We start from the raw sequence: 26,191 nt of genomic DNA, 5'->3' as shown, positions 1-26,191 counted from the left end.
TTTAATTTGTATTTATATAGATGTTACATGCGATCAAATTTGATTTATCTTCAATTTGTATCTGAAGACTTGTTAACCAATTAAATGAGCAGTAGTGGAGGGGAAATATGGAGAAAGAAATAAACTTAAAAAACTTGTTTAATGTTTTAAGAAGGAAATTTTGGATTATTGCAGTGATCACGATATTAGCTGCATTTGTTGGTGGTATATACAGCTTTTTCATGAAAACGCCTTTATATGCGTCCTCCGCAAGAATGCTCATTCCAGCTAATGCTGAAGCTATGAGTACACTTAAAGTAATGATAAAAGAACCCGTTGTTTTAGAAAAAGTAGTTCAGCAACTAAAGTTGCAAAAATCAGCAAGTGCATTAAGTGGACAGATAAGTGTTGGAAAAGTGGAGGAGTCCCAGGTTGTCGTTATAACAGCTACAGATGCTAATCCGGCTCAGGCTGCCAAAATTGTTAATGCTACAGCAAATGTTTATAAAGAAGAAGCAAAAGCTATCATGAATTTTGGAAGTGTCCGTATCTTAACTGAAGCAAATGCACAAGGAAATCCTTCACCAATAAATCTAAATCATGCAAAAGCGATAGAGATGGCTATGGCTGCCGGGCTTATATTGAGTATCGGAGTAGTCTTCTTATTGGATTCCCTTGATGAAACGATTAAATCGGAACGTAACATTGAAAAGCTATTACAGGTTCCCGTTTTAGGAAGTGTTTCTCAAATGAAGAAAAATAATATAGTAGATAAAAAAAGTAAGAGAGAAAGTGTAACAGCTGGGGGGAGAACATTTGATTCGTAATAAAAAACAAAGCCGTATTCTTGATAATAGTCATTTAATTGCTCATATAGCTCCGAAATCGAAGGTCGCTGAGGAATATCGAACAATTCGTACTAATCTTCAGTTTGCATCTGAAACTGATAAAAAACGAACTATAATTGTTACTTCTCCTGGATATGGGGAAGGGAAAACCACTACTGTGGCAAATTTGGCGGTGTCTATGGCTCAGCAAGATGACAAGGTCTTAGTCGTTGATGCGGATTTGCGAACCCCGGAACTACATGCGATTTTTGGAGTGGAAAATAAATCTGGATTAACAAATATTCTAGAGGGAAAAGCAACGTTAGAAAAAGTGGTAAGTCAGACAGAAGTTAAAAATGTACATATATTGACAAGTGGTCCTGAAGTTAATAATCCAGCTGAGATGCTTAGCTTACCATCTATGCAAAATTTAATTAGCAAAGCAATAGAGCAATATGACATTATTTTATTTGACTCTCCGCCTCTTCTGGAGGTAGCAGACACAAATATATTAGCTAGTCAGTGTGATGGAGTATTGTTGGTGTTAAGTTGCTATCAAACTGCTAGTGAAGCAGCAGTCGAAGCAGATAGGGCGTTAGATTTAACAAAAGGAAAGCTTGTGGGGGCTATTCTGAATAAAAAGGTATAAGAGATTTATTAGAATAAGGTATACAGCGCTTTCTTAACCTATGACGTAAATATGAAAAGCTTTTCATACATTTCTTGGTAGAGAATGAAAGACCACCTATAAAAAATTTATAGGGTACGGTGATGTCTCCTTACCGCTATCAATGGAGACACTCGGCCATGCTGTGGGTTATAAAAAACCTTAGACGTTAGTCGTCAAGAGTATGGTGTGAGGGAGGGTTGAATGCCCAAATTTATTTGAAGTTCTTGTCTAGAAAGTCTTTCTAAAGGATTTTGTAGATAGGAACTTTGCATTAGTTGGTTATTGATTACTTTCCTTGTCTATATAAATCCATTTTGATTTTTCGACATATAGCCGCGGCTATGGATAACAAAAGGTGACCTGCACTCGTTTTCTCTCTTTGTTTTCACTATGTCTGGGCAGGAAAAGGATCTGACCGCTTCTATGCATGGCCGGATGCTCACTCCCACCTAAAAAGAAGGGTTTTATGTCGGCTTTTTAATTTGTATTTTTATATATATTCAGCTGGACATATGCAATATATAAATCTGTTAATCCTAAGATAATAATTATGAGGATTTTCTTTTGTTATAAAAAAAATTGAGAGAGAGGGGGCCTATTATGACGTATCGTCAAAGAGTATCCTTATTAATTTTAATGGATTCCTTAATCGTATTAACCACGATTTTCTTTAGTCGCTTCTTAGTAAGTGCTGATTTCAATGTCATAACATTTCCCATCGTAGTGAGTGCAATGACTCTGCTGCTTAGCCATCATATTTTTTCTTTTATTTATAAGCTCTATAAGAAAGCATGGGAGTATGCAAGTATAGGAGAATTGCTAATTATTTTGAAAGCAATCACACTTTCTATTGTCACAACAGCAGTAGTACAACAAATATTGCTTCAAGAGATTTACTTCCGACTCCTTGTTGTAACGTGGATGACCCATATTTTACTGATTGGAGGATCACGTTTTCTATGGCGAATGTTCAGAGATGCTTATATCAAAAAAGGGGACGACAAAAAAAGAACGTTGATTATCGGTGCAGGTTCTGCGGGTACAATGGTCGTAAGACAACTTTTGAATAATAATGACACAGAATTACTGCCCGTGGCGTTCATTGATGACAATACAAAGAAACATGGATTAGATATTCTTGGAATTCCGGTAATCGGAGGAATTGACCGTATTGAATTTGTTGTTCAGCAATTCGCCATCGATAGCATCATCATAGCAATTCCTTCACTTAGTAAGAAAGCATTAAATACGATTTTTCAAGAATGCTCTAAGACAAAAGCAAAAACTCAGATCCTTCCAATGTTGGAGGACTTAGTGACTGGGAAAGTTTCAGTGAATGAATTTCGTGATGTCCAGGTAGAAGATTTATTAGGGCGTGAGCCGGTTGAATTGGATATTGAAAGTATTTCAGACTTTATAACTGATAAAGTCATTTTAGTAACTGGCGCTGGTGGCTCAATTGGATCTGAAATTTGTCGTCAAATTGCAAAATTTAACCCGAAACAATTGGTTTTATTGGGGCACGGTGAAAATAGTATTTATTCCATTGAAATGGAATTGAGAGAGCTATACGGTGACACAAGTATTGTTTTTACTACAGAAATTGCTGATGTACAGGATGATCTGAAAATGATGTCAGTCATGAGTCAATATCAGCCTCAAGTTGTTTATCATGCTGCTGCGCATAAGCATGTACCGTTGATGGAACGCAACCCTGAAGAAGCTATAAAAAATAATTTGATCGGGACAACAAATGTGGCAAAAGCAGCAAGTTGGCACGGAGTTGAGACGTTTGTAATGATTTCTACAGATAAAGCTGTGAATCCGACAAGTGTAATGGGTGCAACAAAAAGGCTTGCTGAAATGGTAATCCAAAACTTAGACAAAACAAGTAATACGAAGTTTGTGGCCGTCCGTTTTGGGAATGTATTGGGAAGCCGTGGTAGTGTTATACCACTGTTCAAAAAGCAAATTAAGCAAGGTGGTCCAGTGACGGTCACTGATCCAAAAATGATTCGTTACTTTATGACAATTCCAGAAGCGTCTAAACTTGTAATACAGGCTGGAGCATTAGCTAAAGGTGGAGAGATATTCATTTTAGATATGGGAGAGCCTGTGAAAATAGTAGACCTTGCGAAAAACTTAATCACGTTATCAGGAAATTCATTAGATGAGATACAAATAAAGTTCACTGGAATGAGACCTGGGGAGAAACTTTTTGAAGAATTGTTGAAAAAAGAAGAATTACATGAGCAACAAATTCATCCTAAAATTTATATAGGTAAAACATCCAATCTTTATATGAAAGAAATCGAAGAAATTATTCAAACATATCCTGATCTTGAGAAATCAAAATTGAGAGAACAGGTATTGGAATTGGCAAATAGCCGTATAGTTTCGCAAAATATAGTGTGAATGTCGATTTGAATACATATGCTTAGACGCGTGTCTTACTATTTGGAGAAATGAAGCATGTACAGGTCACAGATTGATTAGACAGACTATAACAAGTGTAGGGTGATATATGTGGAAAATAAAGTATTATTCTGTGCAACGGTAGACTTTCATTTTAAAGCATTTCACTTGCCATATATGAAATGGTTTAAAGAACAGGGATGGGAAGTTCATGTTGCTGCTGCTGGCAACATGGAACTCCCATATGTGGATAAGAAGTATGAAATTTCTATTCAAAGATCGCCTTTGCAACTTAAAAATATTAAGGCTTATAAAGAGTTGAAAGCTATCATTGATAAAAACGAATATAAAATCATTCATTGTCATACACCGATGGGAGGAGCCATTGCACGTTTGGCAGCAAGAAAATCTAGAAAGCATGGAACAAATGTTTTATATACTGCTCATGGATTTCACTTTTGTAAAGGTGCCCCGCTTATAAATTGGCTATTATATTATCCCATTGAAAAAGTAATGGCAAATTACACAGACTGCCTTATCACAATAAATCAAGAGGACTATGATCTGGCTGTTCATCGGCGTTTCAAAGCAACTAACATTGAACAAGTTCATGGAGTGGGAGTGGACACAGAATACTTTAAACCAGTTGATGAGATTCAAAAGCTTTGTCTGAGGAATGAGATGGGGTATAAGCCTGATGATTTCTTGATGTTTTATGCGGCTGAGTTTAATAAAAATAAAAATCAACAGCTTTTGATTCGCTCATTGGCTTTAATAAAAGATAATGTTCCTAATGCGAGGCTTCTATTGGCTGGGAACGGTCCCCTGCTAGAGGATTGCAGAGAATTGGCTAAACAAATGGGAGTATTTGAAATGGTGGACTTTCTTGGTTATCGGAATGATATCGCGAAGATTTTATCCGCCTGCGATATTGCGGTTGCATCGAGTCTCCGTGAGGGGTTACCAGTTAATATTATGGAAGCGATGGCTTGCGGATTGCCTGTTATAGCCAGCGAGAACAGAGGGCATTTGGAGCTTGTAGAAGATAAAGTAAATGGCTATATCATTTCCGATCAAGATGCTCAAATTTTTGGTTTAAGAGTAGTAGAGATGAACAAATCAAAAGACTTACTTGTGAAAATGGGTATTGAAAGCAAACGAAAAATGCATAAATATTCGATTATTCAAGTTCAATCTGAATTGAGTTCTATTTATGGGAAATACATTCTGGAGGAAACAGATGAAACCGAAAGTCAGTATAATAGTTCCTGTCTATAATGTTGAAACTTTATTAGGAAGATGTTTAAACAGCCTAACGTCACAAACACTTGAAGATATTGAAATCATCATGGTAAACGATGGTTCAACAGACAAGAGTGCAGATATACTTAATGAGTACGCAAAGAAAGATAAAAGAATTATAGTGATTGAAAAAGAAAACGGTGGTGTTTCTTCAGCAAGAAATACAGGCATACAAACCGCAAGCGGGGAATATATTGGATTTGTTGATCCGGATGATTGGATAGACATGGAAATGTATGAAACCTTGTATAAGGAAGCAGTTCAAGGTGAAGCAGACATTGTTATGTGTACATATACTCGTGAATTTGGAAGTCATTCAAAAGAGAAGAAATTTGATCTTCCTGAAAAGGTTTGTTATGAAGGCGAAGAAATTAAAGTAAATGTAATGAGACGCTTAATCGGCCCTATAAATGAAGAGATAGGAAATCCAGAATTCTTAGATGCTTGGGGAACTGTTTGGTCAAAGCTTTATCGTTCTGATATTATTAAAGAAAACGCAATTCAGTTTGTGGATTTAAGTTTTATTGGTACAAATGAGGATTCATTATTTAATATACATACATTTTATTATATTGATAAATTTGTTTTTTTAAATAAGCCTCTTTATCATTACTGGAAGACAAATGCAGCTTCGGTCACGTCTAATTACAAACCGGAATTGATGAACCAATGGTTTAACCTTTATGACATAATCGAGAAATTTTTAGAAGATAGGCAGCTATCAGGAAATTTTCGATTAGCCTTAAATAATCGTATTTGTCTTAATACGCTCGGACTTGGCCTAAATATGATGAGTAAAAGTAATCGCATATCTCCATTCAAGAAATTTAATAGATTAAGTAAAATACTGAATGATAATCGTATAAGGCGTTCTTTTAAACAATTAGAGATGGATCACTTCCCTATTGTTTGGAAGGCGTTTTACTTTTGCGTAAAATATAGGTTTACCGCAGGGTATTATTTTATGTTAGTGGCAATAGATTCACTCAGAAAGATGATTAGATAGGAGTGGTACTCTTGAAACCTATTCGTATACTTCAAGTAGTTACCGTCATGAATCGCGGCGGGCTTGAAACTATGTTAATGAATTATTACCGAAGAATAGACCGTAGCAAGATTCAATTTGATTTTATGGTACATAGAACAGATAAGGGACATTATGATGATGAAATTGAGGGGCTTGGTGGAAAAATTTATCGAATGCCACAGATACGCCCTGGAAATTATCGTCGTTACTTTAAATTACTCAATGAGTTCTTTGCTACTAATTCTGAATATAAAGTAGTACATTCCCATATCAATGAGAACAGTAGTTTTGTATTAAGAGCAGCAAAAAATGCAGGTGTTCCGTGCCGTATTGCGCACAGCCATTTAAGTGATTTAGGCATCGATATAAAACTTCCTTTTCGACTATATGCAAGATCCACAATGAAAGACAATCCGACTGCCTATTTTGCATGTTCAAAAAAAGCAGGGGAATGGTTGTTTGGAGAGAAAAGGGTTAATTCTAATGAAGTGAAAGTTCTAAATAACGCAGTGAATGCTGAAGAATTTAAATATAACGAAAGTAACAGAAATAAAGTAAGAGAAGAAATTGGAGCAAATAATAATACATTAGTTCTAGGGCATGTAGGAAGGTTCAATAAGCAAAAGAATCATGAATTCTTAATAGATATTTTCCAGGCTGTACACAAAAAGAACCCAGAATCCATACTGGTTCTCATAGGAGAAGGTTCCCTACGCCCAAACATTGAAAAAAAGGTAGCTGACTTAGGATTGTCTTCTAAAGTTAGATTTCTAGGAACTAGAACCGATATCCCGAAATTGATGCAAGGATTTGATATTTTTCTTTTCCCTTCACTTTTTGAAGGCTTGCCAGTTGTACTAGTTGAAGCACAGGCTGCTGGTTTAAATTGTGTGGTGTCTGATGCAATTACTAGTGAATCTGACTTGACTGGCCGAATGAAATTTATGAGCTTAAAGAGTCCAACGAAATTATGGGCAGATTATATTCTTTCCTCATCATTGGAGCATGAGGATACAACAAATGTAATGCAAAATATTGGCTATGATACGGCCACTATGGCAAGCTGGTTGACAGATTACTATTATGCACATGCCTATAAATAATAAAAACTTGATGCAGGAGGGTTTGTAATGACACCACTCTTAACCGTTTTTACGCCTACATATAATCGTGCATATACCCTTCATTTATGTTACGAAAGTTTAAAGAGACAAAAATGTAAAGATTTTATTTGGTTAATCATTGATGATGGCTCTACTGATAACACAAAGGAACTTATAGATACTTGGATTGCAGAAGATGTAGTTCCCATCCGTTATCAATACCAAGAAAATCAAGGTATGCACGGAGCACACAATACCGCTTATGAATTAATTGATACAGAGTTAAATGTTTGTATAGATTCGGATGATTATATGGCTGAAGATGCTGTTGAAAAGATTGCTTCATTTTGGAAGACACATGGAAGTAAGGAGTTTGCTGGAATAGTTGGGTTAGATGCAAAACCGAATGGAGAGATCATTGGAACTAAAATGCCATCTAATATTAAAGCTTCCACACTATCAGGTTTGTATGGTCTTCACGGAGTCAGAGGAGACAAGAAACTTGTTTATCGTTCGGAATTGACAAGAAACTCTTTGCCATATCCTATATTTTCAGGAGAAAAATACTGCCCGCTCAGTTATAAGTATATTTTAATTGATCAACAATGCCCTTTACTCATTATGAACGAAGTCTTATGCCATGTGGAATATTTGGATGATGGTTCAAGTATGAACATGATTAAACAATATAAGAAAAATCCGCGTGGTTTTTTATTCTTCAGAAAGGTTGCTATGAAGTATGCTCCTTCTTTTAAGGAGAGATTTCGGGAATCCATACATTATGTATCAAGTAATCTAATGATCAGAAATTATGTTTTTCTTAAAGAATCACCATGTAAGGGTACTACTTTCTTGGCAATACCTTTTGGAATTTTGCTTTATCTTTATATAAAGAATACGAGTAATAGAACTGTTTCGAAGCACCATTAGGAGGGTGACGATATACCGGTAATTGCTTTTTAAGATTGCAATAATTGGTCAATTAATCGTTTAATATATTTATGTGTATATAAATTCATTTTGATTTTTCGACATATAAGCCGCGGCTATGGATAACAAAAGGTATCCTGTACTCGTTTTCTCTCTTTGTTTTCACTATGTCTGGGCAGGAAAAGGATCTGACCGCTTCTATGCATGGCCGGATGCTCTCTCCCACCTAAAAAGAAGGGTTTTATGTCGGTTTTTTAATTTGTATTTATATACATATATCTGTTTTTCCAATGCTTTTGCTTTTCTAAGTTACTTGCTTGTGTGCCGTGTGGAAGGAGTTATGGAATGACTGTATTATGGATAAATCTTTCTGTAGTTTATATTTTATCTTTTTTTGCAAGATATTCTGCAAAGAGCATGAACAATGGGATCGTTCCAGTTCAACCAAATAAAATGCTTAGTTTCTTGGCAATGGCATCTCTTGTTATTGTATCGGGACTTAGAAATAATATTGGTGATACTTATTTTTACATGTATTCCTATTCTCACAATGAATTCGATTGGAAAACTATCGATTTTACAGGGGATTTTGGATTCGATCTTTTACAGATGGTTCTTCAAAACTTCTCAAAAGATCCACAAATAATGGTGTTTATTGTTGCGTTAGTGACAAATGTATTAATTGTAATAACTCTTTATAAATACTCTCGGATGTTTGAAGTAGCTTTATTTGTCTATATTACAGGTGGAATGTATTTGGTATCCATGAACGGGATCAGGCAATTTTTAGCAGCAGCTGTTATCTTTGCAGCCACAAAATTTATTTTCAATGGAAATTGGAAAAAATATATTTTAATTGTACTTTTAGCAGCTACAATTCATAAGTCAGCGCTTGTCTTAATCCCGATTTACTTTTTGGTTAGGAGAAAGGCTTGGGCTTGGGATACGTATATATTGCTTTTCTTCTCAGTCATTATAGTAATTGGATTTAACCAATTCTCAGAAAGTTTGTTCGCGGCATTAGAATCAACTCAGTATGGACACTACAAGGACTTTGCAGAGGGAGGAGCCAATGTATTACGTGTTGCAGTTAGTGCTGTGCCAATAATTATTGCATATTTTGGAAAAGAAAAATTAAGAGAAGTTTTTCCGAAAAGTGATTACATTGTAAACATGTCTTTAATTGGTTTAGTGTTCATGATTATTTCAACACAAAATTGGATATTTGCAAGATTCAGCATTTATTTCAGTTTATATCAATTAATTTTAATTTCATGGATTGTTGTATTATTTTGTAAAAAGGATAGGAAGTTCGTATATTATGGACTTTTATTATGTTATCTTATTTATTATTTTTACGAGAGTGTAATAAGCTTAGGAATCATGTATACAAGTAAATATATATCTTTATAGATTTTTCAGTAACCCCTACTTTTAAGTATAAACTCAAACATATCGGAGAGGGTGTATCAATTGGAGCACGTGAGGAAAATTCCATCAATCATACACTATTGTTGGTTTGGTGGTGGAGAGAAACCCGAGATAGTACAAAAATGCATAGATAGCTGGAAGAAGAACCTCTCAGAATATGAGATTATTGAGTGGAATGAGGACAATTTTGATATAGAATGTAACTTATATGTCAAAGAAGCCTATGATTCGAAAAAATTTGCATTTGTAAGTGATTATGTAAGAGTATATGTTCTTTATAAGTTCGGAGGGATTTATTTAGATACCGATGTAGAAGTATTCAAATCTTTTGATGACATGCTCCATCATGATTCATTTTGGGGGTTTGAGCAAGAGAATTACATAGCGACAAGTACTATAGGATCGATTAAAGGAAATAAGTTAATTAAAATATTTTTGGATTCGTATGAAGGGAAAGGGTTCATCAAAGAGGATGGAAACCATGATGATTTAACCAATGTGGCTATTGTAACTAATATACTAAAAAACGCAGGGTTGGAATTAAATGGAGAATATCAAGAAATAAGTGGAATGGGAGCCTTTTATCCACAAACTTATTTTTCTCCATATGATTATATCAATTGTAGAAAGTTTATAACTGAAAATACGTATGCAATGCATCACTTTTACAAAAGCTGGTTGCCTCCTCAAGTAAGAATCAAGGGTAATATAAAATTAATCTTAGCGAAAATTATAGGCGGAAATAACATTGCTAGGCTAAGAAAATATGTGATAGGAAAAAAAGGTCTTAAGGAGAATACACATGATTAAGGTATTCAAGAAAATAGTTCAAACGATAGTTGCAGAAAGCCGTAATAGAGGACTGTACTTTACTATACTAATGAATATTTCACACTTAATAGCTGTATTAAGAGGCACTTTCTATAAGTTAATATACTTTCGTAATATAAAGTGCTCAGTCTTTTCTCTTCAAGCAAATAGCAGGATTGAGATCTTCAATAAGCGTTCAAAAGTCAATATTGGAAAGTTTGTATTTGTAAGAAAGAATGCTAGCATTAGAATGGACTTTGACGGAGTATTAGATATAGAAGAAAAAGTATTTATTAATGATAACTGTAATATCAACTGTGTAAATAGAATAGCGATTGGAAGAAATACAAAGATAGGACCAAATGTGAGTATTAATGACCACGACCATAATTATAAAAACCCTACAGATAGCCATCTAGTAAAAGGCGAGGTAAAGATAGGGAAGAATGTTTGGATTGGTTCTAATGTAGTTATATTGAAGGATACTGTTATAGGCGATAATACCGTAATAGCCGCCGGAAGTGTTGTGAAAGGGCGTATTCCTTCTAATACGCTGTTTGTGAATAAAAGAGAGAATATGTGTATCGATCGCACTAGTTTAAGCAGCTAATGAAAAGTTTATTCCATATGAATTCACATACTGCGATTGTTTTCATTTACTTACATTAAAACAAAACATGGACGTGAGGAATCGTATGAAAAAAAATGTTTTAATCTCTATCTATGATATGGAAATTGGTGGAATAGAAAGAAGTCTAATTAATATGCTGGAAAGTTTCGACTATGATACATACAACGTAGATTTATTGATATTTAATCATACCGGAGAGTTCTTAAATCTAGTACCTAATAAAGTTAACGTACTACCACAGGTAGGTGGATATACCGTCTTTAGGAAGTCAATTGTGCAATGCATACGTGAAGGATATTTTGGGGCAGCAGTCACAAGAATAATAAGTAAGTATATGGCAGGCAGAATATCAAAAAAGAGACGTTTAAAAGAAGGTTCGGGATATATTCAGATGCAGTTTGTGTCAAAGTATGCAGCATATTTTTTGCCCAAACAGAAAAAAAAGTATGACTTTGCAATTAGTTACGCATGGCCACACGATGCTTTAGCTGATACTGTAAGTGCTGATAAGAAGATAGCTTGGATTCATACGGATTATAGCACACTAGAAATTGATAATAAAATTGATTTTGCTATGTGGAATAAGTTTGATTACATAGCATCTATATCAGATGAATGCACAAGGGCATTCTTGACTGTATATCCATCGCTAAAAGATAAAATTTTGCAAATAGAAAATATTACTTCGCCCAAATTTATTCGGAAGATGGCTGAAGATAATGTAAGTTTTAATAAACAAGGTAACAGCACTTTTAATATTCTATCGGTTGGAAGGTTGTCATATGCTAAAGGGTTTGATGTTGCTATAAAAGCTCTTAAAGAATTACATAATAAAGGGTTAAATAATATAAAATGGTATGTGATAGGATACGGATCAGATGAATCTATCCTTAAGGAACTGATAACAGAACAACAGTTAGAAGACAGTTTTATACTATTAGGCAAACAAACCAACCCATATCCGTATATGAGGTTATGCGATTTATACGTTCAGCCGTCCAGATATGAGGGAAAGGCAGTTACGGTTACGGAAGCTAAAATCCTTGAAAAGCCTATATTGATAACTAATTATCCTACTGCAGCCAGCCAATTAGATGATGGAATTGAGGGCGTTATATGTGATTCAAGTGTAGAGGGGTTAGTCGAAGGTATCGAAAACTTATATAGAGACGATGAGCTAAGGAAAACATTAATCAATAATTTGCGAGATAGAGATTACAGCAATAATGCTGAATTGAATAAGCTGTATAAAATTATCCCGCATTAACGGGCAGTAAGACCCCCACTGATTAAAGTTTCACTTTATAGGCGCCTAACCAATACATACATCAAGTATAGGAGACAACAATAAAGGTGTATTTATGATTATAGCGTAAGAGATTGCTCGTAAAGGTGTGATTTAGGCATGAACCAAAAAGTAAGTGTAGTAATACCAGTTTATAATGCAGGAAAATATATCACTCAGTGCATAGAGTCACTTTTAAATCAGACACTCCAAGAGTGTGAGTTTATATTTATTAATGATGGTTCGATAGACAATAGCAAAGAAATCATTGAGAAGTATAAACAATTAGATGACAGGATAACACTTATAAATCAAGAAAATCAAGGTGTAAGTATTGCAAGAAATATGGGCCTACATTTAGCTGCTGGAGAATATGTCGGATTTGTTGATGCTGATGATTGTATAGAAAGGGATATGTATGAAACACTATATAACTCAGTAAAACAAAGTAATTGTGATGTAGTTATATCAAATTTTAAGGGCGAGACGGAAGGGCATAAGGTAATTACAAAATATCCATTTCCTATAGATATTGTTCTTAAAAAAGATTATATAGAGCAAGAAATATTACCTTATTTCCTTAAGGCAGATAATTTAAATACTGTTGTGAATAAGATCTATAGAAATAATTTAATCAAAGAAAATAACGTTAAATTCCCAAGTGGGATTGCATTGGGAGAAGATGGAATGTTTAACGTTGAATTCTTTAGTATTGCAACTCGTATGAAATATATAGATTATGTAGGTTATCATTATCGGGAGGTAGCTGGTAGTGCTACTAGAAACATATCGGAAAAAGATTATTTTCAGAGAGCTGTAGAAATATATACTATGGAATTACCCCAAATATATACTGATAAGATTGATAGAGTAAGAATATGTGAATTAAAGTCAATAAAGTTTATTAATAGTGTAATGTCCTATATCCATATTTATTTTACGCCATCTAAAGATGTAAGTTTCAGTAGGCGTTATAGATATGTGAAAAATATGATACGAAATAAATATGTTAGAGAAGCATTGCCTATATACTATAGTGCAATTTACAGCAAGCTAGGAAGATATGAGCAGTTTATAATAGATTCGATAAAAAGACAATCAACTGTTGGACTGTATTGCGCTACTGCTTATAGTAGATTCAGAAATAAATAATAGTGAGGGAGTTTATTTAGTATGAAAATTATGATGTTTGCCCACGGTGGCAGTCTTAATAGGGGATGTGAGGCCATTGTTCGTTCTTCTACCAATATCATAAAAGAAAAGGTAGATGAAGCAAAGATATATTTGGCATCAAGTAAGCCGGAAACAGATAAGATTATAACACAGTTAGATGGAATATATGATGGTTCTAACAGTAGTATAGCGAAGTACTCATATGATTGGTGGATGGCTTTACTTAAAGTGAAATTGTTTAATGATGAGTCTTATGCAATAGCTAAAATGGAAGATAATATAATTAAACACATAAAGAATATGGATGTATGCTTATCTATAGGTGGAGATAATTATTGTTACGGGGAGCAGCCCGCCTTGTATGAAATAAATAAAAGAGTAAAAGCACAAGGAAAGAAGTTAGTGTTATGGGGATGTTCCATAGGTGAAGAGGACATGTCTGAGAGAAAATTAGAAGACTTAAAACAATTTGATTTAATATTAGCTCGTGAAACCCTTACCTATAGTATGTTGAAAAATAAGGGACTTAATAATGTTAAATTATGCGCGGATCCTGCATTTACTATGGAAAAAGAAGAATTGGAATTACCTAAAGGGTGGCAACAAGGGAATACAGTAGGTCTTAACTTTAGTCCACTTGTATGGAATAAAAATAAAGATTCCCAAGTCGCAGTAAGGGATCTAATTCATCATATATTAGATACTACCGATTCAACAATTGCTCTCACACCTCATGTTATACAGGATGGAAATAACGATTATGAAGTTCTGTATAAATATTACGAAGAATTCCAAAATACAGGTAGGGTGATTATATTACCAAACAATTTAAATGCAACGCAATATAAGGGGTATATAGCTAGGATGCGATTCTTTATAGGGGCTAGAACACATGCAACGATAGCGGCTTATTCAAATTGTGTTCCAACTATGGTATTGGGATACAGTATAAAGTCGAAGGGAATAGCTAAAGACCTATTTGGAGAAGAGAAATTAGTTTTAAATATAGAAGAAATATCTAATAGTGATAAATTAAGAGCTAAATTCGATGAGATGGTAAGGGAAGAAGAACAGTTGAGAAGAAAACTAAAGCAATCCATACCTAATATAAAAAGAATGTCATATAAATCGGTAGAATATCTACAGGAATTAGCTAAGTAAATCGGGGTATATTATGAAAAAAAATTTATTATTTGTCATGCCTAGTCTGTCTGCTGGTGGTGGAGAGAAGAGTCTAGTAAACTTACTATCTCAAATAGATTATCAGTTATATAATGTAGATTTATTCTTGTTTAACCATGAAGGTATATTTATGGAATTTGTGCCAAAAGAGGTACAAATTCTACCTATACCAGAAACATATAAGACGTTCACCTTACCTTTGTTTAAATCGGTCAAAGAATTTTTATTAAAGGGAGAAATATCGCTAGCCTATAATAGGTGTATGTTCACTATGAAGAATAGAAAAATGAAAAATACATCGATAAGGGAACAATACAACTGGAAATATATTGCTAAGTCTTTGAATGAAATAGGGAAACAGTATGATGCTACTATAGGATTCTTAGAAAAAACCGCTACATATTTTTGCGTAGATAAGGTGAAAGCACATAAAAAAATAGGATGGGTACACATTGACTATAATAAATTAGGGATGGATTCGAACTTTGATGCTTTGTACTTCAGAAAGCTAAACAACATAGTTACGGTATCGGAAGAGTGTGCTAATATCCTAAAAAATAGATTTCCTAATCAAAAAGATGAGGTAAGTGTTATTTATAATATCGTATCACCGACAATGATACATAAAATGGCTAACCAGGAAAATAAGGATGTTTATGTTAAGAAAGATAATGAAATTATTATACTTTCAGTAGGTAGGTTGCACTATCAAAAAGGCTTTGAAATGGCTATAGAATCCTGTAAGAAACTGATAGATAAAGGGTACAAAATAAAATGGAATATTATAGGTGAGGGAGAAGAAAGAGAACAACTGACCAATTTGATAAAAGCAAATAAATTAGAAAACAATTTCAAATTGTTAGGATTAAAGTCTAATCCTTACCCGTATATAAAACAAGCAGATATTTATGCACAAACATCTAAATTTGAAGGGAAATCTATAGCAATTGATGAGGCGAAAATATTGAATAAGCCTATACTTGTTACTGATTTTAGTACTGCGAAAGATCAAATCGACAATGAGAGAAATGGATTAATTGTAGATATGAAGCCAGAGGCTATTGCAGAAGGAATTGAGAGACTTATAAAAGATACAGAATTAAAGGGAAAATTAGTAAGTAACCTTTCGAAAGAGAAATTAGGAACGGAAGAAGAAATATATAAGTTATATGACATTCTATAATGGGTGAAGTTCATGAAAAAAAGTATATTATTTATAATGAATAATTTAAATTGTGGTGGGGCTGAAAAAGCCCTAATTTCTTTATTGGAAGTTATAGATTATTCTGAATACAAAGTAGATTTATTTTTATTTAAGCATGAAGGAATATTTATAAATAAGTTACCAAAAGAAGTTACTGTATTACCGGAACCGATAAAATACAAATATTTTGATATGCCTATAAAAAGGTCTTTAACGGAATTAATGAAAATAGGAGATTTTAAAACGGTATTTTCTAGAGGAATATTAGGGTATCTGGCTAAAACAGAAACGAATGGGGCTATAATTGAACAAAAAATATGGAAATACATGTCAAATTCGATAAGCGAAATCAATAAGGAATATGACGTAGCTATCGGATTTCAAGAAAAGAATCCGATATATTTCTGTGTAGATAAAGTAAAAGCGAAAAAAAAGATTGGATGGATACACACGGATTACAATAAATTAGGGATTGATTATAGTAAAGAAAAATTTTATTTTGGGAAATTAGATCATATAGTTACAGTATCAGAAGAGCTAGTTAACATTTTAAAGGAGAATTTCCCGGAACATGGAAAGAAAATTGGATGTATACACAATATAGTCTCTTCAAGAATGATAAAGAAAATGTCATTAGAGAAAGTTGGCTTTAAAGAAGAGAACGATAGAAGTATATCATTAATTTCTGTAGGAAGATTGGCTAAAGAAAAGGGATTAGATATTTCCTTAGAAGCATTTAATATACTTATAAAAAAAGGGTACGATTTGAAATGGTATTTGATTGGAGAAGGCAACGTAAGAGAAGAACTTGAAAGAAGTATAAAGGAAGAAAAACTGGAAAAAAGAGTAGAGTTATTAGGTATAAAAGAAAATCCATATCCATACATAAAGCAAGCAGATATATATATACAGACATCAAGATATGAGGGTAAATCTATCTCTATAGATGAGGCAAAAATACTGGCAAAACCAATATTAATTACTAATTTTGAAACAGCTAATAATCATATAAGACATAATATTAATGGAGTCATTGCAGAGATGAATCCCAAGTCAGTGGCGGATCATCTTGAGCTATTAATAGAAGACGAAAAATTAAGAAGTAAGTTTATTGATAACCTCAAGAAAGAGGAATTGGGGACAGAGGATGAAGTCGGTCATTTGTATAATTTAATAAATAGTGAAAAATATATAAATACAAATTAAAAAACTGACATAAAACCCTTCTTTTTAGGTGGAAGAGAGCATCCGGCCATGCATAGAAGCGGTCAGATCCTTTTCCTGCCCAGACATAGTGAAAACAAAGAGAGAAAACGAGTGCAGATCACCTTTTGTTATCGATAGCCGCGGCTATATGTTGAAAAATCAAAATGGATTTATATAGTATTTGAAAATAAATTAAGTGATGAAATAAATTTATCGGAGGAAATTATGTTTAATCGGATAAAAAAATCCTTAATGGTAAGGTTGGGAATGGTATCCCTTGAGGATTTAACGGTAGAAGCGTGTTTGCAAAGAGGTATGAAGGTAGGGAAAAATTGTAGTGGATTAGCTGGAAGTACAATTGACTATGCTCATTGCTGGCTAATAGAAATAGGTGATAATGTTACATTTGCACCCCAAGTATATCTCCTTGCACATGACGCCAGTACGAAACGATATTTAGATTATACAAAAATAGCCAAAATAAAAATAGAAGACAATGTATTTATAGGAGCAAGGGCTTTAATTATGCCTGGGGTTACAATTGAGAAAAATGCCATTGTGGCGGCGGGAAGTGTAGTAACAAAATCGGTTCCAGAAGGGTGCATCGTTGGAGGCAATCCTGCGAAAATTATAGGGAAAACAAAAGATTATATTGATAAGCATAAATTAAATCTAAAGACAGCACATAGTTATGATAGAAGCTGGACAATAGGTGAGAATATTACACTAGATATGTGTACTAGAATGTCAGAAGAATTAGGTAGTACTGTTGGATATGTTAAATGAGTATTTAAATTATTTTCACGTTGAAAGGGAAATATAAAGATGATATTTCAAATTTTGGGTTGCATTATAATTTTTATTATTTTAATGACTATTATCATAGATTTAGTACCTGTAATGAAGGATTGGGTACTGAGAATTCACATGGGGAGATATGAGGATAAGTCCCTATGGAATAAGACTATAACTAAAAAAGGGTCTAAGTGGTTATTGAACACACCAAAAATAAAAGTAACAGACAATACAAGATTAGTTGTAATAGACATGTTAAAAGGAAATTATACTAAAAGTACGATACAACATTGGCAAGAAGCATCATTAATATTAGGTTTATCAGAGCACTTAAAACATAATGATGATAAGGAAGTTAAATGTGAGGTTACAAAATTTTTGAATTCAAAATTTGATAGTAGTGGTCAATGGTTAGAAAAACCTAAGCATATAGACGGAGCTATACTTGCTTACGCTATCATGAAGTTGGATTATATTGATGTAAATCAATATAAAAAGGCATTAGATTATACATGGGAAATGATTAAAGATCATATAGGTGAGGACGGCACAGTAGAATATAGAAAGTTTATGAAAAGCTACAGATATGTAGATACTATAGGGTTTATATGCCCTTTTTTAGTTTGTTACGGTACTAGATATAACAAAGAGGATTGTATAGATTTAGCAGTGAAACAAATTAAAGAGTATGAGCAATATGGAATGCTAGATAAACATTCGCTACCATGTCACGTTTACAAGATAGAGAATAAAGTCCCCCTTGGATTATACGGATGGGGGAGAGGGCTTGGTTGGTTTGCTATAGGCCTTATAGATGCTTGGAATGAATTGCCGCAAGATAGTAAATATAAATTTGTGCTCGAAGAAAGTGTTAAAAGATTTGCGGAAGCTGCAATGAGCTTTCAACAAGATAATGGTAGTTGGAATTGGACTGTAACTAGAAGTGAGAGTAGATCTGACTCTTCCGCTACAGCTACGCTAGGATGGTTTATGTTAAATGCTTCAAAGATAAATGGAATTTCAAGTGAATGCATAGATAGTGTAGATAGGGCTATGAATTATTTAATGAAAGTTACAAGAAAAGACGGAGCAGTTGACTTTTCTCAAGGGGATACAAAGGATATAGGAGTATATTCCGTGTTATTTAATATCCTGCCGTTTACTCAAGGGTTCTGCATTAGATTAATCAATTCATATTTAAGTAGGAACTGAACCTTCATCCTCAATACTCATATTTGTATGAGTATTGATAAAGAAAATAAATGATTTGAAAATTCAAATCATTTATTTTTGGAGAAATGAGAAAGGCAGGAATCATATGTTAAACTCTTTAACGTCATTTAGGTTTATTGCTGCGCTAATGGTTTTCTTATACCATATGGGTGTGTTCAGCCAGTATCAATTAGGTTCAGCAGGTGTTCAATTCTTTTTTGTTTTATCTGGTTTTATTTTAGCTTATAACTATCATTCTAAATTTACAGAACTAAATAAACACAGTATCAAAAAATTCTATAAAGCAAGATTTTCCAAAGTATATCCAGTTCATGTATTAACCTTTTTTCTTTCTGCACCATTAGTTATTTTATACTTTCATCCTAATAGTTTATATTTTATAAAACTTGCTTTTATGTCAATCATTAATTTGCTATTGGTACAAAGCTTTGTTCCTAGTCAGGGTACTTATTTCAATTTTAACGGCGTTTCGTGGACGTTATCAGTTGAAGTTTTCTTTTATTTTATGTTTCCTTTCCTGCTATGGGTATTTATGAAACTTAAAGTTAACAAGAACATTATTAAATCAGTATTGATATTTTTGGTAGTATGGATAGTTTTATTTCTATTGAATAAAAACTTGGATGGAGATAATCAATTTTTTATTTGGATATTACATATTTTTCCGGTAACTAGATTGTTCGAATTTTCAACAGGTATGCTTTTGGGATTGATTTATGTTGAAAAATCCGATAAAGCAAACTTTAACAAAAACATATTTACTGTTTTAGAACTACTATGTTTACTTTTATCCATTGCCTTATTATCGTATTCGATAAAATTAGATGTAGGAATTGTTCGCGGTGTTTATTTTGTTCCACTATGGTGCTTGTTAATTTTCACCTTTGCATTTCAATGTGGTATATTTTCAAAATTATTATCACAAAGGCTATTTGTTTACTTAGGTGAAATTAGTTTCTCATTTTATATGATTCACCAAATAGTGATACGATACTTGGATTTTTTGAAGTTAGAAAATACGTATAGTTTTGTGGTTTGTTTAATAGTTTCTTTATTGTTAAGTTCAGTAATTTATCAATTTTACGAAGAGCCGTTACGTAAGAAAATTCGTTTTGGTTTTCAAAAAAAACGTCAAAAGATACAAGTGTCTTCAACAAAAGAATTCCTTTAATAAGGGATTTTTGTAAAGGATTATTGCTAAATGTAGTCCTAGAAAACAAACATTTTCTTCTTCATAGCTTGAAAAAATTGATATCTAAAGATAACAAATAGAATAAAGTTTAATAGATTTAGTAAGTAAACGAGTGCAGGTCACCTTTTGTTATCCATAGCCGCGGCTATATGTCGAAAAATCAAAATGGATTTATATAAAAGATATATTTTCATTTGTAGAAGTTTAGTCTTGAAATAGGCAAACAATTAACTGAAATGATTAACGTGAATAGATGAAAAGAAAAAGTTAGGGTAAAAATGAGGGGATTAAATGAAAATAACAGTATTCACCCCAACGTATAACAGGGGCTATATTATAGAGAAACTATACAGGTCATTACAAGAGCAAACATATAAGGATTTTGAATGGCTAGTCATTGATGATGGATCAAGTGATAATACAGAAGAATTATTTAAGATGTGGAAATTAGAAAAGAATTCATTTTCCATACGGTATTATAAAGTCGAAAACGGTGGGAAACATAGAGCAATTAATAAGGCTGTTGATTTGGCTGAAGGAGAAATGTTCTTTATAGTAGATTCTGATGACCATCTTACGGAAGATGCTTTAGAAAGTATAGTAAGGTGGGAAAATAGTTTAGAAGATAAAAAACTATTTTGTGGTGTTTCTGGTAATAGAGGAGGGAGTGTTAAGGAGTTCTTAGGAACAACGTTTGAAGGTGAATATATTGATGCAACTTCACTTGAACGTAATACATACAATATAACGGGAGATAAGGCTGAAGCTTTTTATACCGATATACTAAGGAAATACAAGTTTCATGAGTTTGAAGGGGAAAAATTTATGACAGAGGCTACAGTATGGAATAAAATGGCCTATGAGGGTTATAAAATAAGATGGTTTAATAAAACAACATATATATGTAATTATCTAGAGGATGGTTTAACCCAAAATATGAAAAGGATATTCGCTGGAAGTCCGAAAGGTACAGCATATTACATAAAGCAGCAAATTGAATTTTATAAGTGTGGTCCGAAAGGTAAATTATCTTATTATAACTTATATTATGATTTTGTTAAGTCTAATCTAAATGTAAAGAAAGCTGCAGAATACTTGGGCATTCAACCAGTTACTTTAATGTCAGCTATCCTGTTGACTAAATGTAAAAAAATTATATCAAGAAGGTCTTAATATATGAGGGTAAAAAATTCCATAATTAATATGTCTGCTGGGATCGGAAATCAAATCATTGTCACATCTTTAAGCTTTATTTCACGAACTGTATTTATCAATACTCTGGGTATTGAATATCTAGGTATAAATGGATTTCTTACTAATATATTATCCATGCTTTCTTTAGCTGAGGCAGGGATAGGTGCTAGCATAATGTACAGTCTTTATAAGCCGGTCGCAGAAAATGATCAAGAAAGAATCAACATACTTATGAGATTGTATCGGAAAGCATATATGGTAATCGCCTTGATTGTCTTGTTACTTGGATTATCATTTATGCCATTCCTTGGATATTTCATTAAAGATTCGAATGTCGAAAATATCCATTGGATTTATCTTATTTTTCTATTCAATACGGTTGCACCCTATTTGTACATGCATAAGAATTCATTTTTAAGTGTTTCGCAGAAGAGTTATATTGTAACAGGAATATATTCTATATCTTCAATTGCATCTGTTTGTCTCAAGATTGGAATACTTCATTTTACAAAAAATTATATTCTATACTTAGTTATCGATAGTGTGATAACAGTCACTACTAGCATTATTTTGGCAATTATAGTCAACAGGATGTACCCATTTTTAAAAGAGAAAGTTTCGGGCGTGTTAGATGCTGAAACTAAAGAGAAAATTGTTAAGAATGTGAAAGCAATTATATTGCAAAACATAGGAAATTACTTAGTATTGGGTACTGATAACATTATTATATCTTCATTTATCAGCGTGGCGGCAGTCGGGCTATATTCTAACTACAATATGTTAATAGATATTTGTAGAAACTTTACTTATCAAATCTTTAATAATACATATCATAGTGTAGGGAATTTAGTAGCAGAGGAAAGCATAGAGAAGGTTTATAGTGTGTATAAAGTCTATATGCTTTTGAATTTTTGGTTATACTCATTCTTCTCCATATTCTTATGTATTATAATAGAACCTTTTATCACTTTATGGATTGGACCAGAGTATCTTATGAGTAAAAGTGTGTTGCTTGTATTAGTAATTATTTTTTATGAAAGGGGCATGAGGAACTCCATAACGACTATAAAAACTACAGCGGGTGTTTTTCATGAGGATAGATATGCACCTTTGGTTCAAGCTGCTGTTAATTTAGTCTTTTCTATTGTGTTAGTTAAATATTTGGGGATAGTCGGTGTCTTTCTTGGTACCTTTGTAAGTGTGCTCACTGTTCCTTTCTGGATTACTCCTTATTTAGTATACAGAAATGTATTTAATAGGCCTGTAATGGAATATTTCTTAAAATACTCCTACTATGCAGCTATAGGTATAGGGACATATCTTATTACAAACCTTGCGAGCAACTTCACGTTATCAAGTAACTTCTTGGAGTTATTGTTAAAGGGAATCATTTGCATCGTAGTCCCGAATGTAATTTATATATCCATTTTCCACAAAACAGTTGAATTTAAATACTTATTTGGGATTATTAGGGGAATTTCACAAAAGTTATTAAAAAAATTCAAGTTAAATAAGAGAATTTCTTATTAATTTTGATTAAGGTATTTAAAAAACCGACATAAAACCCTTTTTTTTATAGGTGGAAGAGAGCATCCGGCCATGCATAAAAGCGGTCAGATCCTTTTCCTGCCCCAGGCCAAGTGAAAACAAAAAGAGAAAACGAGTGCAGGTCACCTTTTGTTATCCATAGCCGCGGCTATATGTCGAAAAATCAAAATGGATTTATATAGAAAGAAAAAACCGCTATATTTTTATAAAAATATAGCGGTTTTATTATTGAGTTTAGGCGCCTAGGATTTCAGAACACGAGGGAATGTATTTATAACATACTGAATGAACGAAATTCATAGAAGAATGTAAGCTACGAATTGCTAAAATTTTATGCAAGAGTAAGGTTGAATTGGAAAAACTCCCCTAAAGGTGGTTGGAAGGTTATAATTCCGTTTTGTGGGAATCACCTCAAAAAATTTTCGATTGGAGTATAATTACTTATGAAAAGACTTTTTGATTTGTTCGTTTCTTTATCATTATTAGTGTTACTGTTACTTCCTATTATTATAGTAGCTGTTTTAGTTAGAGTTAAGTTGGGCTCCCCCATCATATTTAAGCAGCAACGTCCGGGAGTACATGGTACGCCTTTTTTTCTTTACAAGTTTAGATCTATGACTGATGAGAAAGATAGCGAGGGGAATATGCTGTCCGATGATGTAAGGCTTACTAAGTTTGGGGAATTACTTAGAAAATGTAGTTTGGATGAGTTGCCACAGTTGTTCAATGTTATAAAAGGGGATTTAAGTTTGGTAGGCCCGAGACCATTATTAATGGAATATTTGGGGCTATATACAGAAGAACAAGCCAAGCGGCATAATGTAAGACCAGGAATTACAGGCTGGGCTCAAGTGAATGGAAGAAACGCAATTTCATGGGAAGAGAAATTTGATTTTGATGTGTGGTATGTCAAGAATCGGACTTTTTGGCTTGATATGAAAATTTTGTTGTTAACGGCAAAGAAAGTATTTAAGTCAGAAGGAATTAATCAAGCTGGGCATGTGACCATTGAGAAATTTACTGGTACAAAGAACTTTTGAGGAGGTGAGATGAATGCGAATAATCATGATTGGGGCAGGTGGTCACAGTAAGGTCATCCGCGATATTATCCTATCAAATGGAAATTATGAAGTCATTGGACACCTAGATGATGTGTATGAACAATTAAAGGTTGAGGACGGCATTTATTTTGGCCCTATTTCTGCAGCTGTAAAGTTAATGAATGAACATGCAGATACGAAGTTCGTTATAGCTATAGGAAATAACAGAACTAGAAAATTAATTATGGAGCAGTTAGAGATTCCTAATCATCGCTATGTGACGCTTATACATAAGCAAGCTATTGTTAGTTTAAGTGCAAAGATTGGAGTTGGCACAGTTGTTATGCCAGGTGCAATCGTTAATGCAGATGTTGAAATTGGGAATCACGTTATTGTCAATACAGGAGCTATTGTTGAACATGATAATAAGGTAAAAGATTTTGTACATATTTCTCCTAATGCTGTTCTTACTGGATCTGTTACCCTAGGGACAGGAGTACATGTAGGGGCAGGAGCTAATGTAATTCCAAATATTACAATTGGGGATTGGGCTGTTATCGGTGCGGGAGCAACGGTAATCTGCGATATTGTAGCGAATTGTACAGCAGTGGGCATTCCAGCTAGAGTAACAAAAAAAGAATTGTAGGAGAGTGTTTAAAGTGGTATATTCACAGGGAAAAACAAGAATCTATCTCTCCGCTCCACATATGAGCGGCAATGAACAAAAATATATAGGGGAAGCATTTGATATGAATTGGATTGCTCCACTTGGTCCGAATGTAGATGCGTTTGAAAGTGAACTTTCATCCCATGTGGGAGTTCGTGATGCGGCTGCAGTTAGTTCAGGAACCGCTGCTATTCATTTGGCACTTCGCTTGCTGGATGTAAAAGATGGGGATACAGTGTTTTGTTCGAGCCTTACTTTTATAGCGAGCGCAAATCCAATTGTATATTTAGGGGCTACACCAGTATTCATTGATTCAGAACCTGAAACATGGAATATGTCACCACAAGCTTTAGAACGTGCATTGCGTGATGCAAACGAGAAGGAAATACTTCCGAAAGCAGTAATTGTTGTGAATCTATATGGACAAAGCGCTAAAATGGATGAAATTCTTTCGCTATGCAATAAGTACGATGTTCCAGTGATAGAGGATGCAGCGGAATCGCTCGGTTCTTTCTACAAAGGTAAAGCAAGCGGAACATTCGGGAAGTTTGGTGTTTATTCGTTTAATGGCAATAAAATCATTACAACTTCAGGTGGAGGTATGCTTGTTTCAAATGAAGTCGAAGCATTGAAAAAAGCAAGATTTTTAGCTACTCAGGCAAGAGACCCGGCTCCGCACTACCAACACAGTGAATTGGGATATAATTACCGTATGAGTAATATTTTGGCGGGGGTAGGCAGAGCGCAGCTGCAAGTCTTACAAGACAGAGTACAGGCAAGAAGACGAATATTTGATAGATACTACCAAGAATTATCTCATATTCCAGGTATAAAATTCATGCCTGAGTTAGAGAATACTTATTCGAACCGATGGCTTACAGCTCTTACTGTAGATGAAGAAAAAGCAGGGGTATCGATTCAGGAATTACTGAAACAATTGGAAAATGAAAATATTGAGGCACGTCCTGTTTGGAAACCTCTTCATATGCAACCGCTATTTGAGGGGATAACTTATTATCCTCATAGTGATTGCGAAGATGTTGCTAGCAAATTGTTTGAAACAGGCTTATGTCTTCCATCTGGATCAAGTATGACAGAGAAAGATCAGACAAGGGTTATTGCATGTATCAAAAATATACTGACAATAAGTGTTGGTATGTAAAGATAGGTGGGGGATAAACTGCCCGTAAAAGCTTGATTGGTGAAGGCTAATAATTAGTGGGGGATGCAGAAAGCCCCACTGATTAAAGTTTCACTTTATCATTTGTTATTATAGTTACTTAAAAAGATACATAAATATTCGTTTTTTTGAGTATACAGATACTTGACAACATAAAGGTGAAATGA

The 26,191-nt window shown here is 33.7% G+C and carries 23 protein-coding genes; all 23 read left to right on the top strand.

The annotated features are described in order from the left end of the window. The first annotated feature begins 107 nt into the window (after positions 1 to 107). The 23 genes from QUF99_RS27125 to QUF99_RS27015 all read left to right on the top strand — a co-directional run bounded on the left by QUF99_RS27125 (position 108) and on the right by QUF99_RS27015 (position 26,006). Positions 108 to 806, top strand: coding sequence for a YveK family protein (locus QUF99_RS27125; protein WP_289374230.1), 699 nt, complete (start codon positions 108 to 110; stop codon positions 804 to 806). Continuing rightward, positions 796 to 1,455 (top strand): CpsD/CapB family tyrosine-protein kinase, encoded by a 660-nt coding sequence (locus QUF99_RS27120; protein WP_289374229.1) that lies wholly within the window; start codon positions 796 to 798, stop codon positions 1,453 to 1,455. Before QUF99_RS27125 ends, QUF99_RS27120 begins: the two co-directional genes overlap by 11 nt. Before the next feature lie 621 nt (positions 1,456 to 2,076). Next, complete coding sequence (locus QUF99_RS27115; protein ID WP_289374227.1) at positions 2,077 to 3,891, top strand: polysaccharide biosynthesis protein; 1,815 nt, start codon at positions 2,077 to 2,079, stop codon at positions 3,889 to 3,891. A gap of 111 nt (positions 3,892 to 4,002) precedes the next feature. Next, entirely contained in the window at positions 4,003 to 5,169 is a 1,167-nt protein-coding gene (locus QUF99_RS27110; protein ID WP_289374226.1) for a glycosyltransferase family 4 protein, read from the top strand. Further along, complete coding sequence (locus tag QUF99_RS27105; RefSeq protein WP_289374225.1) at positions 5,132 to 6,199, top strand: glycosyltransferase; 1,068 nt, start codon at positions 5,132 to 5,134, stop codon at positions 6,197 to 6,199. Before QUF99_RS27110 ends, QUF99_RS27105 begins: the two co-directional genes overlap by 38 nt. Before the next feature lie 11 nt (positions 6,200 to 6,210). Continuing rightward, complete coding sequence (locus QUF99_RS27100; RefSeq protein ID WP_289374224.1) at positions 6,211 to 7,323, top strand: glycosyltransferase family 1 protein; 1,113 nt, start codon at positions 6,211 to 6,213, stop codon at positions 7,321 to 7,323. A 27-nt stretch (positions 7,324 to 7,350) separates the two neighbouring features. Then, the gene (locus QUF99_RS27095; RefSeq protein WP_289374222.1) at positions 7,351 to 8,253 is read left to right on the top strand and encodes a glycosyltransferase family 2 protein; all 903 of its coding nucleotides are present in this window, start codon (positions 7,351 to 7,353) and stop codon (positions 8,251 to 8,253) included. A 345-nt stretch (positions 8,254 to 8,598) separates the two neighbouring features. Continuing rightward, complete coding sequence (locus QUF99_RS27090) at positions 8,599 to 9,666, top strand: EpsG family protein (protein WP_289374221.1); 1,068 nt, start codon at positions 8,599 to 8,601, stop codon at positions 9,664 to 9,666. Between the two features lie 39 nt (positions 9,667 to 9,705). Then, positions 9,706 to 10,494: a glycosyltransferase family 32 protein gene (locus QUF99_RS27085; RefSeq protein WP_289374773.1), complete on the top strand. Its 789-nt coding sequence runs from the start codon at positions 9,706 to 9,708 to the stop codon at positions 10,492 to 10,494. Next, entirely contained in the window at positions 10,487 to 11,104 is a 618-nt protein-coding gene (locus QUF99_RS27080; RefSeq protein WP_289374219.1) for an acyltransferase, read from the top strand. Before QUF99_RS27085 ends, QUF99_RS27080 begins: the two co-directional genes overlap by 8 nt. An 85-nt stretch (positions 11,105 to 11,189) precedes the next feature. Further along, positions 11,190 to 12,392 (top strand): glycosyltransferase, encoded by a 1,203-nt coding sequence (locus tag QUF99_RS27075; RefSeq protein WP_289374218.1) that lies wholly within the window; start codon positions 11,190 to 11,192, stop codon positions 12,390 to 12,392. A gap of 138 nt (positions 12,393 to 12,530) precedes the next feature. After that, entirely contained in the window at positions 12,531 to 13,562 is a 1,032-nt protein-coding gene (locus QUF99_RS27070; RefSeq protein ID WP_289374216.1) for a glycosyltransferase, read from the top strand. A gap of 21 nt (positions 13,563 to 13,583) precedes the next feature. Then, positions 13,584 to 14,744, top strand: a complete 1,161-nt coding sequence (locus tag QUF99_RS27065) for a polysaccharide pyruvyl transferase family protein (RefSeq protein WP_289374214.1) — start codon at positions 13,584 to 13,586, stop codon at positions 14,742 to 14,744. A gap of 13 nt (positions 14,745 to 14,757) precedes the next feature. Beyond that, positions 14,758 to 15,948 carry a glycosyltransferase gene (locus QUF99_RS27060; protein WP_289374212.1) on the top strand — a complete coding sequence of 397 codons (1,191 nt, stop codon included), beginning with the start codon at positions 14,758 to 14,760 and terminating at the stop codon, positions 15,946 to 15,948. 12 nt (positions 15,949 to 15,960) lie between these two features. Next, the gene (locus QUF99_RS27055) at positions 15,961 to 17,175 is read left to right on the top strand and encodes a glycosyltransferase (protein WP_289374210.1); all 1,215 of its coding nucleotides are present in this window, start codon (positions 15,961 to 15,963) and stop codon (positions 17,173 to 17,175) included. Between the two features lie 225 nt (positions 17,176 to 17,400). Then, a complete protein-coding gene (locus tag QUF99_RS27050; protein WP_289374209.1) occupies positions 17,401 to 17,961 on the top strand; it encodes an acyltransferase in 561 nt (186 codons plus the stop codon). 39 nt (positions 17,962 to 18,000) lie between these two features. Continuing rightward, a complete protein-coding gene (locus tag QUF99_RS27045; RefSeq protein WP_289374208.1) occupies positions 18,001 to 19,182 on the top strand; it encodes a glycoside hydrolase family 88 protein in 1,182 nt (393 codons plus the stop codon). A 106-nt stretch (positions 19,183 to 19,288) separates the two neighbouring features. After that, entirely contained in the window at positions 19,289 to 20,374 is a 1,086-nt protein-coding gene (locus tag QUF99_RS27040) for an acyltransferase family protein (RefSeq protein WP_289374207.1), read from the top strand. Positions 20,375 to 20,686: 312 nt separating this feature from the next. Then, on the top strand, positions 20,687 to 21,568 hold the full coding sequence (locus QUF99_RS27035) for a glycosyltransferase family 2 protein (RefSeq protein ID WP_289374206.1): 882 nt from the start codon (positions 20,687 to 20,689) through the stop codon (positions 21,566 to 21,568). Positions 21,569 to 21,571: 3 nt separating this feature from the next. Beyond that, positions 21,572 to 23,119 carry a lipopolysaccharide biosynthesis protein gene (locus QUF99_RS27030; protein WP_289374205.1) on the top strand — a complete coding sequence of 516 codons (1,548 nt, stop codon included), beginning with the start codon at positions 21,572 to 21,574 and terminating at the stop codon, positions 23,117 to 23,119. A 461-nt stretch (positions 23,120 to 23,580) separates the two neighbouring features. Then, complete coding sequence (locus tag QUF99_RS27025; RefSeq protein WP_289374204.1) at positions 23,581 to 24,177, top strand: sugar transferase; 597 nt, start codon at positions 23,581 to 23,583, stop codon at positions 24,175 to 24,177. 13 nt (positions 24,178 to 24,190) lie between these two features. After that, a complete protein-coding gene (locus QUF99_RS27020; RefSeq protein ID WP_289374203.1) occupies positions 24,191 to 24,823 on the top strand; it encodes an acetyltransferase in 633 nt (210 codons plus the stop codon). Positions 24,824 to 24,836: 13 nt separating this feature from the next. Continuing rightward, a complete protein-coding gene (locus tag QUF99_RS27015; protein WP_289374202.1) occupies positions 24,837 to 26,006 on the top strand; it encodes an aminotransferase class I/II-fold pyridoxal phosphate-dependent enzyme in 1,170 nt (389 codons plus the stop codon). The last annotated feature ends 185 nt before the right edge of the window (positions 26,007 to 26,191 follow it).

Source organism: Bacillus sp. DX4.1 (assembly GCF_030348195.1).
Lineage (GTDB): Bacteria > Bacillota > Bacilli > Bacillales > Bacillaceae_G > Bacillus_A.
Note: the sequence above shows the minus strand (reverse complement) of the source record. Positions and strands in the feature narration are given on the sequence as shown.